Origin of the sequence: Flavobacterium adiutor, assembly GCF_048282555.1 — a bacterium.
In the GTDB taxonomy this organism is placed as follows: Bacteria; Bacteroidota; Bacteroidia; order Flavobacteriales; family Flavobacteriaceae; genus Flavobacterium.
This window is the reverse complement of the sequence record NZ_CP182487.1, coordinates 3800579-3818176: the sequence shown is the minus strand read 5'-3', so window position 1 is coordinate 3818176 and position 17598 is coordinate 3800579. Positions and strand designations below refer to the sequence as shown.

At 34.5% G+C, this 17598-nt stretch carries 17 protein-coding genes; 6 read left to right on the top strand and 11 right to left on the bottom strand.

Going from position 1 to position 17598, the window contains the following annotated elements; translation table 11 throughout:
• Positions 1-94: 94 nt before the first annotated feature.
• Together ACNC7R_RS16215 and ACNC7R_RS16210 are read right to left on the bottom strand one after the other, a co-directional pair.
• Positions 95-649 (bottom strand): thioredoxin family protein, encoded by a 555-nt coding sequence (locus tag ACNC7R_RS16215; protein WP_417942089.1) that lies wholly within the window; start codon positions 647-649, stop codon positions 95-97.
• Between the two features lie 113 nt (positions 650-762).
• Positions 763-1656, bottom strand: coding sequence for an alpha/beta fold hydrolase (locus tag ACNC7R_RS16210; RefSeq protein ID WP_417942088.1), 894 nt, complete (start codon positions 1654-1656; stop codon positions 763-765).
• A gap of 125 nt (positions 1657-1781) precedes the next feature.
• On the opposite strand from ACNC7R_RS16210, the gene ACNC7R_RS16205 reads away from it, so the two are divergent.
• Positions 1782-2117 (top strand): tRNA-binding protein, encoded by a 336-nt coding sequence (locus ACNC7R_RS16205; RefSeq protein WP_417942087.1) that lies wholly within the window; start codon positions 1782-1784, stop codon positions 2115-2117.
• 69 nt (positions 2118-2186) lie between these two features.
• Here ACNC7R_RS16205 and ACNC7R_RS16200 read toward each other — a convergent pair whose 3' ends face one another.
• The 5 genes from ACNC7R_RS16200 to ACNC7R_RS16180 form a co-directional block, all read right to left on the bottom strand.
• Entirely contained in the window at positions 2187-2735 is a 549-nt protein-coding gene (locus ACNC7R_RS16200; protein WP_417942086.1) for an RBBP9/YdeN family alpha/beta hydrolase, read from the bottom strand.
• A 22-nt stretch (positions 2736-2757) separates the two neighbouring features.
• Positions 2758-3588 (bottom strand): alpha/beta hydrolase, encoded by an 831-nt coding sequence (locus ACNC7R_RS16195; RefSeq protein ID WP_417942085.1) that lies wholly within the window; start codon positions 3586-3588, stop codon positions 2758-2760.
• Between the two features lie 10 nt (positions 3589-3598).
• Positions 3599-5740 carry a glycoside hydrolase family 3 N-terminal domain-containing protein gene (locus ACNC7R_RS16190; protein ID WP_417942084.1) on the bottom strand — a complete coding sequence of 714 codons (2142 nt, stop codon included), beginning with the start codon at positions 5738-5740 and terminating at the stop codon, positions 3599-3601.
• A gap of 209 nt (positions 5741-5949) precedes the next feature.
• Positions 5950-6318 (bottom strand): PUR family DNA/RNA-binding protein, encoded by a 369-nt coding sequence (locus tag ACNC7R_RS16185; RefSeq protein ID WP_417942083.1) that lies wholly within the window; start codon positions 6316-6318, stop codon positions 5950-5952.
• 67 nt (positions 6319-6385) lie between these two features.
• Positions 6386-8164: an ABC transporter ATP-binding protein gene (locus tag ACNC7R_RS16180; RefSeq protein WP_417942082.1), complete on the bottom strand. Its 1779-nt coding sequence runs from the start codon at positions 8162-8164 to the stop codon at positions 6386-6388.
• 201 nt (positions 8165-8365) lie between these two features.
• On the opposite strand from ACNC7R_RS16180, the gene ACNC7R_RS16175 reads away from it, so the two are divergent.
• The 3 genes from ACNC7R_RS16175 (at position 8366) to yajC (ending at position 11011) form a co-directional block, all read left to right on the top strand.
• Positions 8366-9472: a Glu/Leu/Phe/Val family dehydrogenase gene (locus tag ACNC7R_RS16175; protein ID WP_417942081.1), complete on the top strand. Its 1107-nt coding sequence runs from the start codon at positions 8366-8368 to the stop codon at positions 9470-9472.
• Positions 9473-9741: 269 nt separating this feature from the next.
• Positions 9742-10653 carry a transcription antitermination factor NusB gene (gene nusB, locus ACNC7R_RS16170; RefSeq protein ID WP_417943187.1) on the top strand — a complete coding sequence of 304 codons (912 nt, stop codon included), beginning with the start codon at positions 9742-9744 and terminating at the stop codon, positions 10651-10653.
• Between the two features lie 76 nt (positions 10654-10729).
• Positions 10730-11011, top strand: a complete 282-nt coding sequence (gene yajC, locus ACNC7R_RS16165) for a preprotein translocase subunit YajC (protein WP_269235125.1) — start codon at positions 10730-10732, stop codon at positions 11009-11011.
• 273 nt (positions 11012-11284) lie between these two features.
• Here the strand turns inward: yajC and pepT are convergent, their stop codons facing one another.
• Positions 11285-12562, bottom strand: coding sequence for a peptidase T (gene pepT / locus ACNC7R_RS16160; protein ID WP_417942080.1), 1278 nt, complete (start codon positions 12560-12562; stop codon positions 11285-11287).
• Positions 12563-12676: 114 nt separating this feature from the next.
• Entirely contained in the window at positions 12677-13813 is a 1137-nt protein-coding gene (locus ACNC7R_RS16155; protein WP_417942079.1) for a formylglycine-generating enzyme family protein, read from the bottom strand.
• Positions 13814-14006: 193 nt separating this feature from the next.
• Between ACNC7R_RS16155 and ACNC7R_RS16150 the strand changes: the two genes are divergently transcribed.
• Positions 14007-15041 carry a quinone-dependent dihydroorotate dehydrogenase gene (locus tag ACNC7R_RS16150; protein ID WP_417942078.1) on the top strand — a complete coding sequence of 345 codons (1035 nt, stop codon included), beginning with the start codon at positions 14007-14009 and terminating at the stop codon, positions 15039-15041.
• Here the strand turns inward: ACNC7R_RS16150 and ACNC7R_RS16145 are convergent.
• Both ACNC7R_RS16145 and ACNC7R_RS16140 read right to left on the bottom strand, forming a co-directional pair.
• Positions 15027-15743 (bottom strand): DUF3307 domain-containing protein, encoded by a 717-nt coding sequence (locus tag ACNC7R_RS16145; protein ID WP_417942077.1) that lies wholly within the window; start codon positions 15741-15743, stop codon positions 15027-15029. The two genes, ACNC7R_RS16150 and ACNC7R_RS16145, sit on opposite strands and share 15 nt — an antisense overlap.
• Entirely contained in the window at positions 15740-16354 is a 615-nt protein-coding gene (locus ACNC7R_RS16140) for a hypothetical protein (protein ID WP_417942076.1), read from the bottom strand. The genes ACNC7R_RS16145 and ACNC7R_RS16140 overlap by 4 nt, the downstream gene beginning before the upstream one ends.
• 320 nt (positions 16355-16674) lie before the next feature.
• Here ACNC7R_RS16140 and ACNC7R_RS16135 point away from each other — a divergent pair, with 320 nt between their 5' ends.
• Positions 16675-17541, top strand: coding sequence for a hydroxymethylglutaryl-CoA lyase (locus tag ACNC7R_RS16135; RefSeq protein WP_417942075.1), 867 nt, complete (start codon positions 16675-16677; stop codon positions 17539-17541).
• The last annotated feature ends 57 nt before the right edge of the window (positions 17542-17598 follow it).

Below are 17598 nucleotides of genomic sequence, written 5' to 3'. Positions count from 1 at the left end.
AGAAAACAATAATGCAGAAACTATAAGTAACATAATATTCACGATCACAAAATTAATAGAATTGTAAAGATAAGGAAAACGGATTAGATAATACCTATTTCCATTTAATGTTACAGCCTATACTTGGTTTTTGAGTTTTGTTTAAGCTTCTGTTGTAAATCAAAGCATCAATCGCACTCCTTAAATCGTTTCCGCTTAACGGAATCCCGTTTCCCGGTCTTGAAGCATCTAACTGGCCTCTGTAAAATAAACGTTTTTGATTGTCAAATAAATAAAAATCGGGCGTACAGGCAGCATCGTAAGCTTTTGCTACATCCTGAGTTTCATCAAATAAATAGGGAAAGTCTATTTTGTTATCGAAAGCAAACTTAGTCATCATCTCTGGGGAATCCTGTGGGTATTTCTCAATGTCATTACTGGAAATTGCAATGATACCAATTCCCTGAACACGATAATCATTAGCAATCATGACAATTTCATTGATTACGTGAAGTACAAAAGGACAGTGATTGCACATAAAAATGACAAGTGTGCCTTTTGATCCTTTTAAATCTTCAAAAGAATATTCGTTATTTGAATTGGTATCCTTGAGATTGAAGTTAGGAGCAATAGTACCAAGCGGAATCATATTTGAAGGAGTTTGTGCCATTTTCTAAAGAATTAGTTATTCAAAAATAACTTTAAATTCTTTAAAGAAAGTACGCTTCTGTAAAAAAAAATATCCAAAGAAATTTTAAAGTTCTTTGGATATTAGTTTAAATTTTATGCATTTAAGAAGTTGAGCAAGTCTTCGTTTAATCGCTCTTTTTCAGTATAAAATAAACCGTGTGGCGCTCCTTCATACACTATAAAAGTGCTGTTAGTTATTGCTTCAGCAGTTTTTTGTGAGCTCACTTCAATAGGAACATTTTTATCATCATCTCCATGAATAATTAAAGTAGGAACTTTAATAGTGTGTAATTCATCTCTAAAATCTGTATTTGATAAAGATTCAGCACATTTTAATGTTGCTCTTGGTGAAGCTAATGAACATAGATTTCTGTAATATTCTAATAAAGGAGTACTTAAAGGCTTATTTATTATGTTGACACCAAAAAAAGTTTTACCAAAATTTTCAAGGAATCCTATTCTGTCCTCTCTGATTGCGGCCGCGGTTGCTTCCCCTTTTTCTTTTGGGCGTCCTTCCGGATTGTCTTCAGTTTTGGATAAAAAAGGAATAATGGATGAAATTAGGGCCGCTTTTGTAACGCCTTTTCCGCCATGACGGCTAAAATAACGTACTACTTCACCTCCTCCCATAGAAAAACCAACAAGTGTTGCATTTTCTAATTGAAGCTGTTCAATAATTTCACTTAAATCGTCTGTCAAAGTATCGTAATCATAACCATCCCAAGGCTGTGATGATTTACCAAAACCGCGACGGTCATACGCGATTACCCTAAAGTTATTCTGAACTAAAAATTCAATTTGATATTCCCACATTTCGTTAGAAAGCGGCCATCCATGAATTAAAATTACCGGTTTTCCTTTTCCGTAATCTCTAACATAAAGTTTTACATTTTGAGCTGTTTCAATGTATTTATCTGTGTTTTGCAGCTGAATATCAAATTCTGAATCTCTAAGAGATGTATTGGAGTTTATTAGACTATTTTCCATTTTTATATTTTTTTTGTATTAGCTTAATAATTTGATTTGTAAAATTAGAAGGACTACAAAAAAAGGGGTTATAGAATTAGGAGTAACAATTACAAAATTAATACGTTTGTATAAATGGAAACAACATGGACTTAACCTGGGAAGAATTTGAAAGAACCGACATGCGTGTTGGAACCATAATCGAGATAAATGATTTTCCTGAAGCCAGAAAACCAGCCTATCAGCTTACAATTGATTTTGGCTTCGAAATTGGGATCCGAAAATCATCGGCACAAATTACAAAACGGTACCAAAAACAAGATTTATTAAATCGTCAAATTGTGGCTGTTGTAAATTTTCCTAAAAAACAAATAGGAAAATTTATGAGTGAATGTTTAGTTTTAGGTGCAGTAGGTGAGGAGGGAGATGTTATTTTATTGGCTCCTGATTTTAAAATACCGAATGGATTGAGGATTGGCTGAGTTTTTAATTAAACACATAAGAACATAGTTTAATACAGAGCTATCTTCCTATGTGTCGAAATAAATTTGTTAGCTATTAATTTTTTCAATTAATTGTTGCAAAATTAACTGTCCCTCTTCCCAATATTTTAAATCAGAATCAGAATTGATGTGACCCTGCTGTCCTACATTTACAAAATCGCTGCCCCACATTTTTGCAAAATATTGTTTTCTTTCGAAAGAAGCATAAGGATCATTTTCACTTGCAACTACAATCGAAGGGAATGGCAACTGATAAAGCGGCATTGGCGAAAAATTCCTGATCACATCCGGAGTGTGTTCAGGTGAATCGACATCAGCAGGAGCAACTAATAAAGCCCCGACTATATTTTTATTAGAATTTGTTTCTGCCCAATGTAAAACCAAAGAAACAGCGAGGCTATGAGCAACTAAAATGGTTGGATTTGTAAGTTTTGAAACTTCTTCGTTTAAGCGTGCAATCCAATGTTCCCGAACCGGTTCATCCCAATTGTCCTGGATTAAACGAATTGAATTTTTGAATTTTTCATGCCAAAAGGTCTGCCAGTGTTTTTCTCCGGAATTTCCAAGTCCCGGTAAAATTAATAGTTGTGTCTCCATTGCCGTGGATTGTTTTGATTGATTATTTTTGAAGTTGTTTTTCTTTTAAAATTCGGTTTACTTCATTTACCAACAATGGGAAACCCGGTTCAGTCATGCTATGCCCGTAACCGTCTAATTCGTAAAGTTTAGTTTGCTTATGGCCAACAAGTTTCATCATACGCTCCATATAAGCGTTTTCTTCATAACGTCCCAGCATTTCTAATTCGCGATCTCCTGTAATTAATAAAACAGGCGGAGCGTCTGCCCGGACATGAAATAAAGGAGCAAAAGCATCAATTGTAGGTTGTTTCTCGGGGATTCCGTTTTCTCGTCTAATTTCAAAATGGGTTATACATTGGCTGCTAAACGGAATTAATCCTGCAATTTTATTGGCGTCAACGTTCTCTTTTTGCAGCCATTTTTTATCCAGACCCGTCATCAATGCCAGATACGCACCTGCAGAATGCCCTGAAACAAAAATTGAAGTAGTGTCACCTCCGTAGCCCGCAATGTTATTAAAAGTCCACGCAATAGCAGCGGCCGCATCTTCAATACATTTTGCTGCTTTTACTTTTGGAGACAATCTGTAATTAACTCCAATAATAGCAAAGCCTTTGTTTTTTAATGCTTCAGGAATTTCTTTACTGCCACCGGTTAATCCGCCTCCGTGAAACCATATTATGGTAGCAAATCCCTTAGTGTTTTTTGGATAATAGATGTCTAAAACACATCTTTCATTAATATAAGAATCAGATTTATTGGTGGCTGCATTATAATACTGAATGTTCTCTTTTAGCTCATATTCTAATTTTTGAGCAAAAGAGGAAACTCCAACAATAAACAAACTAAGTAATAACGCTATTTTATTCATATATAAATAATTATTCAACTTTAAAATCAGCTTCCAAGCCATTTTCGGCATGTGAAGCAATCCAGACTTTAAAATCACCTGGTTCTGTTTTTAGTTCCATTTTATCATTATAAGACGCAAGGTCTGAAACAGAAATTGAGAAGTTTATAGTTCTGGATTCCTGAGGCTTTAATTCGATTTGTACAAAGTCTTTAAGTTCTCTCACTGGTCTGACAATGCTTCCTGCAATATCACGTACATATAATTGAACAGTTTCTGTTCCTGTATGCTTTCCTGTATTAGTAATAATGGCAGAAACGTTTAATTTTTCACTGTTATTGTTTTTAAGGACAGTTTTCTCAATTTTTAAATGGTCATAGGAAAAAGTGGTATAGCTCAATCCAAATCCAAAAGGGAACTGAGGTTCGTAACCTGCATCAAGATAATGTGAATTGTTTCCTAAAGAACTTTGCCATGCTTCGACCGGAATGTCCTGAATAGCCACAAAAGTTTTAGGGTCTGCAGGTCTTCCTGTATTGGGGTGATTGTAGTAGATAGGAATCTGGCCGACTTCTTTTGGCCAGGTTACAGGCAGTTTTCCGGATGGATTTACCACTCCCAATACTAAATCAGAAATTGCCGGACCAGCCATAGTTCCGGGATGCCAGGCCATAATTAATGCATTTGTTTTTGGTAAAACAGCGCCCAAAGTTATAGGTCTTCCGGCCATTATAATTACTACAACTGGCTTCCCAGTCTTTTGTAATTCTGCTATTAATTTCTCTTGTAATCCCGGCAGATTAATATTGGCTCTCGAATGTGCTTCTCCTGAGAGAATAGCTTCTTCTCCTGCAAAAAATAAAATAACATCTGATTTTTTGGCAGCTGTTATTGCAGCTGCAAAACCTTCTTCAGATAATGAACGGCTATGCGAAAGTCCGGAAGCATAAAATACATTATCCTCTCCGAAACTATTTTGTAAAGCTTTAAGTGGAGTTTGAGAATCTCCTTTGTTACCGTCAAAAACCCATGTACCTAATTGTTCTCTTGGAGCATCTGCCAACGGACCAATTACCGCTATTTTTTGACTTGGTTTTAAAGGTAAAATCTGATTTTCATTTTTCAATAAAACGCAGCTTTTGCTGGCGGCTGTTCTCGCAGTTTGTAAGGCATCTGCATTTAATAAAGAGAATTTTTCACGGTCTTTAAAATACGGATTGTCAAAAACTCCGGCTCTGAATTTTATTCTAAGGATATTGCGAACCATTTCGTCTAATTGCTTTTCAGAGATTTTCTTTTCTGCAATCAGTGTTTTTAAATGATTTGCATAGGACAAACTGGTCATTTCCATGTCCAGTCCGGCTGATGCAGATTTAAGAGCTGCGTCTTTTTCATCAGCGGCATAACCATGCGGAATCATTTCGGTAACCGAATTCCAGTCACTCACCACAAAACCATCATATTTCCATTCTTCACGTAAAATTTTTTTAAGCAAAAAACGGTTCCCCGAAGCCGGAATTCCGTTAAGGTCATTAAATGAACTCATGAAAGTTGCTGCGCCGGATTTTGCTGCTGCTTCAAAAGGTTTTAGATACACATTTCGAAGTAAAGATTCAGACATGCTGACCGTGTTGTAGTCTCTTCCTCCTTCTGCAGCACCATAAGCTGCAAAATGTTTTGCACAGGCTAAAATCTGTCCGGGAACAGAAGGGTCATTTCCCTGAAACCCTTTAATATATGCTGTCCCTAATCTGGATGCCAATAAAGGATCTTCACCCGGAGATTCGGCTATTCTTCCCCAGCGGGCATCTCTGGCAATATCGACCATTGGGGCGTATGTCCAGCTGATGCATCTTGAATAGGATTCATTAGCTGCGATTTTTGAGGTTTTTTCAACCAATTCCATATCCCAGGATGCAGCTAATCCTAAGGGAATTGGGAAAATAGTTTTGTATCCGTGAATGACATCCCTGCCAAATAATAGCGGAATATGCGTTGGACTTTCTTCTACAGCGATTTTTTGTATTTGAAGAACGAGATCAGGATCCGTCAGATTTAAAATGGCTCCAACCAATCCCATTCGGACTTCTTTTTTAAGTTCTTCAGATAATCCTTTACTGCGGCTGGAAGTTCCTTTCAGACATGCCTGACCTATTTTTTGTTCCAAAGTCATGCTTTTTATGACCTTATCAATCTTTTTTTCAATGTTTAAATCTGATTTTTGGCTGTAAGATATTGAACTTATTAATAGAGTAAATAATAAACAATAAAGTAATCTTGTGGTTAATGTTTTCAAAGCTAGTAGTTTTAAAAACTTAAATATATAAAAAAAGTCCAAAATGCTGAACATATTGGACTCGTACTTTTGAAAATTATATGGGATTAAATATCGTCAAAATCGATATCTGTAAAGCTAGATCTTTTTCCTTCCGCTTTATCAGAACTATATTCTTTTTTAAAATCTTTTTGATGTCTTTCAGATATTACTTCTTCTCCTTTGTGGTTCAGGACATAAGAAGTCATTTCGTCTAAAATTTCGGCGAAAGAGCTAAAATCTTCTTTGTATAGATAAATTTTGTGTTTTTTAAAATGAAAAGAACCATCCTCTTCAGTAAATTTTTTGCTTTCAGTAATCGTGATATAATAATCGTCAGCTTTTGTAGCTCTCACATCAAAGAAATAAGTTCTTCTTCCTGCTCGTAATACTTTAGAAAAAATCTCTTCTTTTTCTAACATGTCGTTTTCTCTCATAATACGTTCTATCATTTTGGAATTAATAGTACTCAAAAATCATAAAAAATTATCTATTACGCAACATTTAAAGTAATTCTTTTTCCGAAAGTTGTTTTAAATATAACGCTGCATAATACCCTTCTTTATTTATTAATTGATTATGAGAACCTTGTTCGAGGATTTGACCATCTTCTAAAATAATAATTTGGTCGGCATTTTTTGCAGAAGAAACGCGATGGCTTACAATTATGGTTGTTTTGTTTTTACAGATTTCAAATAAATTATTCAAAATTGTTTCTTCTGTTTCTGTATCAACTGCTGAAAGGCAGTCATCAAAAAGTAAAATAGCTGGATCTTTAATTATGGCACGTGCAATAGAAACACGCTGTTTTTGTCCTCCTGAAAGTGTGATGCCTCTTTCACCTAAAATAGTTTCGTATTGTTTGTTGAAAGCGATAATATTGTCGTGAACCACTGCATTTTTCGCAGCCTCAATTACTTGTTCATCAGTTGCATTCTGGTTGCCAAACTTGATATTATTTTTAATAGTATCCGAAAACAGAAAGGCATCCTGAGGCACAATTCCGATGCTGTTTCTTAAATCATTCAGATTCAAAGTACTGATTTCGTTGTTATCGATTGTTATTTTTCCTTCGGTAACATCATACAGACGTGAAATTAAAGATAATATAGTTGATTTTCCGGAACCCGTTTTTCCTAAAATAGCCAGAGTTTCCCCTTTTTTTACTGAGAATGTTATATTTTTTAAAGCCTCAATGTTAGTGTCTTCATAGGTAAAATTTACATTTTCAAAAGCAATTGAACCCTCAATATGTGATGAGTCAGGATTAGTGTTTTTAATTTCAGGCTCAATTTTCAAAAACTCATTTAAACGCTTTTGAGAGGCTTCGGCTTCCTGGACCATTGATGAAACCCAGCCTAAAGAAGCTACTGGCCAGGTAAGCATATTAACGTATAAAATAAATTCAGCAATTGTTCCGATATTTGGAATACTTCCGTTAATGTACATAACGCCTCCAAAATAGATTACCACCAGATTACTAATTCCGATAAGGGCAATCATCAGAGGGCTAAATAGTGATTGAACTCTGGCCAAACTTAAACTTTTACTTTTGCTCTCGTTAGAAAGAGTAATCATGTTGTTCTGTTGCTGATCTTCTAATGAATGCGCTTTGATAACACGGATACCTGAAAATATTTCCTGTGTAAAGCTGGAAACTTTTGAAAGATATTGCTGGAAAGTAGTACTGCGTTTATTGATTTCTGAACTAAGTTTAAAAATGCAAAAGGACAGAATGGGTAAAGGAAGAATAGTGTATAAAGTTAATAATGGAGAGACATTATACATATATATAATAACAATAGTAAAACGTATAAAGGTATTGATCGTGTACATAACGGCTGGTCCAACATACATACGAACTTTAGAAACGTCTTCACTAATACGGTTCATTAAATCTCCAGTTCTGTTCTGTTTGTAGAAATTTTGAGAAAGTTTTTGATATTGATTAAAAACCTCGTTTTTTAAATCAAATTCAATATGACGCGACATTACAATTAAAGTCTGACGCATCAAAAAAGTTAGAAATCCGGCAACAATTGCACTTCCAATGATTAACAGCACGTTATGAACTAATTCCTGTTTGTAGTAGCCAATCATAATCGAAGACTGTCGCTCGGTTTCGGGTAATTTTAGGAATTTTTCAATTGTATCAAAAGACTGGCTAACCAGCTTTGGAGTAAATAAGAAAAATATTTGTGCGATTATAGTGATTAAAATTCCAAAAGAAAAACTGTATTTGTACTTAATGAAATATTTGTTTAAATAGCTTAATTCTTTCATTTTTTTAAGAAATGTGATATTGAATTGATTTAAAATTTTGAATTATTACGAATTAAAAATATAATAATTTACATTTTAATCAAAATAATAATATTGTAAAATTATTAATTTTAAGTTTAAAAATTAGCACATGTGTATTTTTTATGTATGTTTGAGTTGTCTTTTTGACGAATTCATAATTTTAACTAAATAACACTAGCTATGGATGCAACTTTCGCAACTGGAAAGGAACTTCAAAAAATGGATCCCGTTTTTGGTCAGTTATCTTTTAACGATCACGAACAAATTGTATTTTGCAATGACAAAGATACAGGTTTAAAAGCAATTATTGGTATTCATAATTCGGTTATGGGGCCAGCTTTAGGAGGTACAAGAATGTGGAATTATGCTACGGAATGGGAAGCTCTAAACGATGTTTTGCGTCTTTCAAGAGGTATGACTTATAAATCAGCCATTACCGGGCTAAATATTGGTGGTGGTAAAGCGGTTATTATTGGTGATGCTAAAACCCAGAAAACACCTGAGCTGATGCGTAAGTTTGGTGAGTTCGTACACTCTCTAAGCGGAAGATATATTACTGCAGAAGATGTTGGAATGGAAACTAAAGACATGGACACTGTTAGAGATGTAACGCCTTATGTTACCGGAATCTCTGAAGAAAGAGGAGGATCTGGAAATCCTTCGCCTGTTACCGCTTACGGAGTGTATTTAGGAATGAAAGCAGCTGCTAAAAGTCAGTTTGGTTCTGATGTTTTAGATGGCAAAAAAGTTTTGGTTCAGGGAATTGGACACGTGGGAGAAACTTTGGTTGAATACTTAACGAAAGAAGGAGCGCAGGTAACGATTACGGATATCAATGAAGAGAAATTATATCAGGTGGCTCAAAAATATAATGCAACTATTTATACTGGTGAGGATTTGTATACTGCGGATGTTGATATCTATGCGCCATGTGCAATGGGAGCAACAATCAATGACGCTACGATAGAAAAAATTAAGGCAAAAGTAATTGCGGGTGCTGCAAACAACCAGTTGGCAGATGAAAATGTTCACGGAGCAAGATTACAGGAAAGAGGCATTTTATATGCTCCTGATTTCTTAATCAATGCTGGGGGAATCATCAATGTTTATGCAGAATTAGCGCATTATGGAAAAGCTGAAATCATGAGTAAAACCGAAAATATCTACAATACAACCTTAGAAATTATTGATTTTGCCGCCAAAAATGGCTTAACGACACATAAAGCTGCTCTTACAATTGCTCAGAATCGTATCGATCAAAGAAAAATCGAGAACGCATCTAAGTAATTAGTGGTTAGTGTTCAGCCCTTGAGTTGATATTTAAAGATTTATAATGGAAAAAAAGTCTCATTTTAGTTTTGCTGAAATTGAGACTTTTTGTTTTTAAAAACGGGACACTAAAAAACGGAGTACTGGATACTTTCTCTACGCCTTCCTGAAATAAACTTTTTTTAATATATATAATTTTAAAATACGCTTAAAAGTTATATTTTTGCAGACTAATTTTTAAAAGTTCTTACAAGGTGGTAAATAGAAGACACTTACGCATTAAAGTCATGCAATCCATTTATGCAATGCATCAAAGCGGTTCTGATAATCTGGAAAAAGAAGAAAAATTTCTTTTTTACAGTATAGATAATATTCAGGATTTATATTTAATAATGCTTTCTTCATTGATTGAAATTTGCAAAAAAGAGGCTGTTTTTTTACATCTTTCAAGCAAAAAACATCTTGCAACTGCTGCAGAACGTAATCCAAACGAAAAATTCATCAAGAATAAAATTTTTCAGCTTTTAGCCGAAAGCAATTCTCTTAGCATTGCTTTAGAAAATCGTAAAATCAACAATTGGTCTTTAAACGACGATTATATCATTTTGCTTTTGAATGATATTAAAGCCAGCGATTTGTATGCAAAATACATGAGCAACAATGTGAATACGTTTGAAGAAGACAGACAATTTGTAATTGATTTGTTCGAAAATGTTATTGTTCCGAATGAAAAACTGTATGAATACCTGGAAGATGATAAATTGACATGGGTTGATGATATCCCGGTTGTAAATACACATATCGTAAAACAGTTAAAAGCAATCAAAACAGAAGATCCGGATGATTTCAGGGTTCCGAAGTTGTATAAAGATGTTGAAGATAAGGATTTTGCGAAAGATTTGTTCAGACGTACGGTTTTAAATGAATCAGTTCTGGCAAAAGAATACGATGATAAAACACCCAACTGGGATAGCGAAAGAATTGCGGAAATCGATACTATTATCCTGAAAATGGCAATTTGCGAATTTTTAAAATTCCCTTCAATTCCGGTAAAAGTAACTCTTAACGAATATTTAGAAATTGCAAAAGAGTATTCTACACCAAAAAGCAGTATTTTTATCAACGGAATTTTGGATAACCTTGTAAAAGAACTTACCGCCAATAAAAAGATGGTTAAGGTTGGAAGAGGTTTAATGTAATTTTACATAAATTTCAAAAAATCATTAACAAATTTCAAAAAGAATATTTTAAATATAAATCAAAAACAAATTAATTATGGGAGGACAATTAACTCAATTTGCGCCATTTCTTTTAATGTTTGTGGTCATCTATTTCTTCATGATCAGACCACAGCAAAAAAGAGCCAAAAACGAAAAAGAATTTGAAAGCAGCCTGAAAGTAGGTGACAAAATAGTAACTAAAAGTGGTTTCCATGGTAAAATTGCTGAATTAGCTGAAACTACAGTTGTAATCGAAACAATGTCTGGAAAGTTAAAATTAGAGCGTTCTGCAATCTCAATGGAGATGAGCGCTGCTTTGAATGCTAAAAAGGCTTAAGTTTTTTTAAATTTCAAAAAATATTAAATCCCAAATTCCAATTTTAAAACTGGAGTTTGGGATTTTTTGTTTTGTACAATGATGTCATTTCGAGGAACGAGAAATCACACTCGTGAATCGACAAAGATTGGCAAATTTGTTTGCGGAGTTTTTTGTGTGATTTCTCCCTTGGGTCGAAATGACAAAAAAAAGCAAAACCTTTATCAAAGTTTGCAATTTTGATAAAGGTTTTATTACGTATTTTTGAATTTAAAGTTTGATTTTGCGCCCAAATTATCTTCTTCTTTTAGTCTTTTCAGGAGTGTCAAAAACACCCGGAATAGCAGTTAACTCTGCAATTTTCACAATTACATCAGTTGCTTTCTGAATACTTTCAGCCGGAACATATTCGTATTTTCCATGAAAATTATGACCGCCTGCAAAAATATTAGGACAAGGTAATCCCATAAAAGATAATTGAGATCCGTCCGTTCCGCCGCGAATTGGTTTGATTATTGGTTTGATGTTCAGTTCACGCATTGCTTTCTCTGCAATGTCTACAATATGTTTTACCGGTAGCACTTTTTCCTTCATATTGTAATACTGATCTTTAACTTCAGTAATTACAATGTCTTCTCCATATTGCTTAGCAAATTTTTTGTTGAATTTTTTAGCAATTTTTTCAATTAACTCTTTACGTTTTTCGAATTTCTTTTTATTGTGATCACGAATAATCAATTCTAAAACAGTTTCTTCAATGTTTCCTTTTATATGGTGAACGTGGAAAAAACCTTCGTAACCTTTAGTCTCCTGTGGTGTTTCTCCTTTTGGAAGTTCATTGATGAAATCATTTGCAATGAGCATCGAATTGATCATTTTTCCTTTCGCGTAACCCGGATGGACACTTTTTCCTTTGAAGGTAATTTTGGCTCCGGCGGCATTAAAATTTTCATATTCTAATTCACCAATCTGGCTACCGTCCATAGTATATGCCCATTGTGCTCCGAATTTCTCTACATCAAAATGATGTGCTCCACGACCGATTTCTTCATCCGGCGTAAAACCAATTCTGATTTTTCCGTGTTTAATTTCCGGATGCTGAATCAGATATTCCATTGCCGAAACAATTTCAGTAATTCCGGCTTTGTCATCAGCTCCTAGCAGAGTTGTTCCGTCAGTTGTGATGATGGTCTGTCCTTTATATTGTAATAAATCTTTAAAGTAATCTGGAGATAAAACAATGTTTTTATCAGCATTCAGAACAATGTCTTTTCCGTCGTAATTTTCAATGATCTGCGGTTTTACGTTTGCACCGCTAAAATCCGGTGAAGTATCAAAATGCGAAACAAAACCAATTGTAGGTACTTCATGCTCAACATTGCTCGGAAGCGTTGCCATAATATACGCTTTGTCGTCAATAGTGACATCTTCAAGCCCAATTGCTTTTAGCTCTTCAACTAATTTATTGGCAAGATTCCATTGTTTCGCTGTGCTCGGTGTTGTTTGTGAATTTGGGTCGGATTCTGTATCAATTGTTACATAACTGATAAAGCGATCTATGATATGTTGCATTTTTTTGAATTTTTAGCAAATATAGAAATTTTTTCTGCGTGAAAATTTAGCTTTTAGTATCAGAAGTAATAAAAAAGAGACTTTGCAAAGAATTCGTTTTAGTGATTTTTATAATTATTTGCTTTTTACACATCTGAAACCAACGTGGTTGGAGGCAGATCTGATTTCGCCTTTTCCTCTGGTTCCTACCATGTATCGTGTACAGTATTGATCTGTGCATAAAAATGAACCGCCTCGGTGTACTCTTTTTATTTCAGCTGTATCATTCGGATCGTAATAAGCATCAGGTCCCTGTGGATTTCTTACGGTTTTTCCGGTTTCTGCTAATGATTTATAATAATCTACACTATACCAGTCATGAACCCATTCCCAGACATTTCCTGCCATATCATACAAGCCGTAGGTATTTGGAGCGTATTGTTTTGCAGGTGCGATTCCTTTAAAGCCATCTTCGCCAGTATCGCCATTTTTTAAAGGGAAATTTCCCTGATAAATATTGGCTTGAAATTTCCCATTTGTTTTTAAGTTGTTTCCCCAGGTATAAAGATTTCCTGTTTTTCCTCCACGTGCCGCAAACTCCCATTCGGCTTCCGTTGGAAGTCGTTTTCCAGCCCATTTTGCATAAGCTACAGCATCTTCGTAAACAACATGTACAACAGGATATTTTTCTTTTCCTTTTATAGTGCTTTGCGAACCTTCCGGATGTCTCCAGTCAGCACCTGGTTCGTAACGCCACCATTGAAGGTAATTATTTAGATTTACAGCGGTTGTGGTAGGGGTAAAGACTGCAGAACCTGTAATTAAATCTTCTTCACTTGCAGTTGGGAATTCGGCTTTCGTTGGTTTTTGTTCTGCTACAGTTATATACCCTGTAGTCTTTACAAATTTTTCAAATTCTTCGTTCGTCACTTCTGTTTCATCCATATAAAAGCCATCTACGTAAACTCTGTGAATTGGAGCGGCATCTTGGGTAGCCCCTTTAATGCTACATAAACCCTCGTCTTCAACATTAGAACCCATTGAGAATTCACCACCCGGAATCCATACCATTCCTTTCGGAGCTTTTCCAGCAGGTTTGTTTTTGTTTTCAATAGTTGGCTTAAATAAATTTCCAGAGGTGTCAGGAGTTTCATGGCATTCCTGTGTAGCAGTTTCTTTTTTTTGCACATGGACTAATTTACCATAGCCAAATGCTATTGAAATAATGCAGATTGTAAGTGTGCTGAATAACCAAAAGGCTTTATTCTTCATTGTGATTGTATTTAACTGGTAATAATATATGAAACTTGTCAAAAATAAATAAAAAATTCTATTTATTCTATAGGATTAATATTTTTATTGTTTTTAAATATCAAACAATAGAAATTATATGTGTTTAGAAAAATACGCATTTTTAAAGTATAATATTTAAATTTGCATCCAAAAAAATAACAACACCCTACTTATGTATAAATTGATAATCCGCCCGATACTTTTTTGTTTTGATGCTGAAAAAGTCCATTATTTCACGTTTTCATTTGTAAAGTTCATTTCAAAGATTCCGGGAGTTACATCCATTATCAAATCAATTTACGAAGTAAAAGACGTCCGCTTAGAGAGAGAAGTTTTCGGAATCAAATTCAAAAATCCGGTTGGGCTTGCTGCAGGATTTGATAAAGATGCTAAGTTGTACAAAGAGCTTGGGGATTTTGGTTTTGGTTTTATTGAAATCGGAACAGTAACACCGGTTGGTCAGGAAGGGAATCCAAAGAAACGCTTATTCAGATTAAAAGAAGACCAGGCGATTATTAACCGAATGGGTTTTAATAACGGCGGGGTTCTGGAAGCTGTAGAGCGTTTAAAAAAGAATTCGGGAGTTTTGATTGGTGGAAACATCGGAAAAAATAAAGTGACTGACAATCAAGATGCTGTTAAGGATTATATCATTTGTTTTGATGCGCTGTTTAATCACGTAGATTATTTTGTAGTAAATGTAAGTTCTCCGAATACCCCAAACCTAAGGGCTTTACAGGATAAAGAGCCTTTGACAGCTCTGCTTCAGACCTTGCAAAACAGAAATGTGGAAAAGCAAAAAACAAGCACTCAAAAAGTTAAACCAATTCTTTTAAAAATTGCTCCTGACTTAACGGATGAGCAATTGTTAGATATTATCGATATTGTAAAAACAACTCAGATTGCAGGTGTAATTGCTACAAATACAACTATTTCAAGAGATGGTTTACAGTCTGATAACCAGGTAGAAACAGGAGGTTTGTCAGGGAAGCCATTAACAAAGCGTTCGACAGAAGTGATTCGTTTTCTTTCTGAAAAAAGCAATAAAGCATTTCCTATAATTGGTGTAGGAGGTATTCATTCTGCAGATGATGCTATCGAAAAACTGAATGCGGGGGCAAGTTTAGTACAATTATATACCGGATTTATTTATGAAGGTCCGGCGTTGATAAAAGCAATCAATAAAAAAGTTTTACAGCAATTGTAGAAGAAGTGACTGTATAAGCAAGCCAATTAGGATTGCAACTCCAAAACTGATTAAAGTTCCTATCATTACATATTCGGTTAGTTTTCGGTCTTTGGCCTCTTTTAAATCACCGAACCTGAAAATGGATTTTGCGGCAAGTAAAAAGCCAATGGCTTCGAAGTGTCCGGTTAAAATAAAGCATAGTGTTAAAAGACGTTCTAAAACGCCAATATAACTTCCAGCGTTGGCAAGCGAGTTGTCGTGATGGCTGTTCTGATTTTCCGGACTCCAGATTGAAATAATGTTTTTTATGAAAACCGAAGTAGGTTTAGTGACGAGTACAATCCCGGTTATCAGAATCCAGAATCGGTTGTCAGGCTCATAAAAACTTAAGTTCTCTTTCTGGTAAAGAAATACAACGCCAATTAAAATCAACAAATGGGCAATTTGATCGATAATAAACCAGATTTGTTTGGTTTTGTTTTTCTGAAAATTCAATTTTATCAGATCGACTATTCCGTGAGTAACAGCAATCAAAACAGCATATGGTATAAAACTGATTTCTCCGGCTAGTATTACGGCTAAAAATCCGTGAAGTAAAATATGAAGATATAAATAAATACTTTTATGCTTATTCGATTCTTTATGGATTACCCATGAAGTCGGCTGCCAGATAAAATCACCTAGTAAATGCGCTAAAAGCAGTTTTATAAACAAAATCATAATGATATAAGTTGTTTTATTTGTTTTCTAAAATAGCGGTCTAAATTCATAACCAAATCAAACTGGGAACGTTTTTGTCTTCTGCTTACAGCAGCCTGATTGATCCCTAATTTTAATCCCAGGTCTTCTTGCGATAAAGTTGGATTTTCTATTGCCAATGCCACAAATTCAGCTGATTGAGCCAGCCAGTTGTCCATAAAGGTAAGTGCTAGCTGTATCATTAGATTTAATTTTTCATCTGTTTCATTATTACCGGTTCGCATAGCTAAAGTGACTTTTTGTTTTTTTAACGTTTCAAAAAGTTCTCCTGAATTAATAAAAGCAGATCCGTTACTCTCGGATATTTTTTCGGCATCGTGGGTTTTATCACCAAAACCAATACTCATACGCGCATCAGATTTTATAGCTCTTAAATGGGCTTTTATCAAAATAGCAGTTAGTAAAGCTTCTTCAGGATTTTTTACTTCGATTTGAAATTCGTCTCCCCTGTAAACTTCCCATTGACTAGGTGTTTCGCCTAATGGAGCTAAGATTTTTTTTAAATCTTCCACCCAATGCTCCGATTCCTGATGTCTGGAACCGATTATATCGCCTGTAAGTATACTAGTCATAATCAATATAATTAAAAGATAAACTTTCTATTACAAATATAAGTAATATTTTTTATTATTACCTTTTTTGGTAATATTCTAATTTATTACTTTTTTTGGTAATATTGATAACTGTTACCGACTTAAGTAGTATCGTTGAATATTACCATTTTCGATAATAATACAGAAGTTATAATATTCAAAAAATCTCATAGCTGCATGTATTTTGTTTTAATGCGTTAAATAAACTGATACATTTCGTTCAAAAAATAATTCAGGAAATAGTTAATTTTTATTTCTTTAAAAAACAAACTAACTTAGCCTTTATAAAAGAATAAGCTTTGAATAAAGAAATCAAAATCATCGAATGTCCACGTGATGCTATGCAGGGTATCAAAACTTTTATTCCTACTAAAAATAAGATTTCTTATTTGCAGGCTTTGTTAAGAGTGGGTTTTGATACGATAGATTTTGGAAGTTTTGTATCGCCTAAAGCGATTCCGCAAATGCAGGATACAGCACAGGTTTTGTCACAATTGGATTTATCTCAGACAACAAGTAAACTTTTGGCCATTATAGCAAATACACAAGGTGCGCAGGCTGCTGCAGAACATGAAGGCATTCAGTATTTAGGATTTCCTTTTTCGATTTCAGAGAATTTTCAAATGCGAAATACACATAAAACGATTGCTCAGTCATTACTTACACTGGAGGAAATTTTTGAAATTGCGGATAAAAAAAATAAAGAAGTCGTAACCTATCTTTCCATGGGGTTCGGAAATCCATACGGAGATCCTTGGAATGTTGAAATCGTTAGCCAATGGACAGAAAAATTGTCTGAAATAGGTGTAAAAATATTGTCCCTTTCTGATACTGTCGGAACCTCAACTCCAGAGGTAATAACCTATCTTTTTTCTCATTTAATTCCAAAATACCCTCAAATCGAGTTTGGCGCACACTTACACACAACTCCAAATAGCTGGTTCGAGAAAATTGATGCTGCACACAAAGCAGGCTGTACACGTTTTGACGGTGCCATTCAGGGATTTGGAGGCTGTCCTATGGCAACGGATAAATTGACCGGTAATATGCCGACTGAAAAGCTTGTTTCTTATTTTACTGCCAATAAAAAAATGACCGGTTTAAATTCTCTAAGCTTCGAAAGCGCTTATAATGAGGCTTCAAAATTGTTCGGTAAATATCATTAAATAAGTGTTTTCTTTTCAACAATGTATTAGAAGGGTGAATTTAATTTAGAATTTGAA

What these genes read in the sequence shown, in the direction of transcription:
- ACNC7R_RS16200 (WP_417942086.1), bottom strand. Translation starts at nt 2,735, where the DNA reads ATGGAGACACAACTATTAATTTTACCGGGACTTGGAAATTCCGGAGAA.
- ACNC7R_RS16155 (WP_417942079.1), bottom strand. Translation starts at nt 13,813, where the DNA reads ATGAAGAATAAAGCCTTTTGGTTATTCAGCACACTTACAATCTGCATT.
- ACNC7R_RS16190 (WP_417942084.1), bottom strand. Translation starts at nt 5,740, where the DNA reads ATGACTTTGGAACAAAAAATAGGTCAGGCATGTCTGAAAGGAACTTCC.
- yajC (WP_269235125.1), top strand. Translation starts at nt 10,730, where the DNA reads ATGGGAGGACAATTAACTCAATTTGCGCCATTTCTTTTAATGTTTGTG.
- nusB (WP_417943187.1), top strand. Translation starts at nt 9,742, where the DNA reads ATGCAATCCATTTATGCAATGCATCAAAGCGGTTCTGATAATCTGGAA.
- ACNC7R_RS16140 (WP_417942076.1), bottom strand. Translation starts at nt 16,354, where the DNA reads ATGACTAGTATACTTACAGGCGATATAATCGGTTCCAGACATCAGGAA.
- pepT (WP_417942080.1), bottom strand. Translation starts at nt 12,562, where the DNA reads ATGCAACATATCATAGATCGCTTTATCAGTTATGTAACAATTGATACA.
- ACNC7R_RS16175 (WP_417942081.1), top strand. Translation starts at nt 8,366, where the DNA reads ATGGATGCAACTTTCGCAACTGGAAAGGAACTTCAAAAAATGGATCCC.
- ACNC7R_RS16195 (WP_417942085.1), bottom strand. Translation starts at nt 3,588, where the DNA reads ATGAATAAAATAGCGTTATTACTTAGTTTGTTTATTGTTGGAGTTTCC.
- ACNC7R_RS16145 (WP_417942077.1), bottom strand. Translation starts at nt 15,743, where the DNA reads ATGATTTTGTTTATAAAACTGCTTTTAGCGCATTTACTAGGTGATTTT.
- ACNC7R_RS16150 (WP_417942078.1), top strand. Translation starts at nt 14,007, where the DNA reads ATGTATAAATTGATAATCCGCCCGATACTTTTTTGTTTTGATGCTGAA.
- ACNC7R_RS16210 (WP_417942088.1), bottom strand. Translation starts at nt 1,656, where the DNA reads ATGGAAAATAGTCTAATAAACTCCAATACATCTCTTAGAGATTCAGAA.
- ACNC7R_RS16180 (WP_417942082.1), bottom strand. Translation starts at nt 8,164, where the DNA reads ATGAAAGAATTAAGCTATTTAAACAAATATTTCATTAAGTACAAATAC.
- ACNC7R_RS16215 (WP_417942089.1), bottom strand. Translation starts at nt 649, where the DNA reads ATGGCACAAACTCCTTCAAATATGATTCCGCTTGGTACTATTGCTCCT.
- ACNC7R_RS16205 (WP_417942087.1), top strand. Translation starts at nt 1,782, where the DNA reads ATGGACTTAACCTGGGAAGAATTTGAAAGAACCGACATGCGTGTTGGA.
- ACNC7R_RS16185 (WP_417942083.1), bottom strand. Translation starts at nt 6,318, where the DNA reads ATGAGAGAAAACGACATGTTAGAAAAAGAAGAGATTTTTTCTAAAGTA.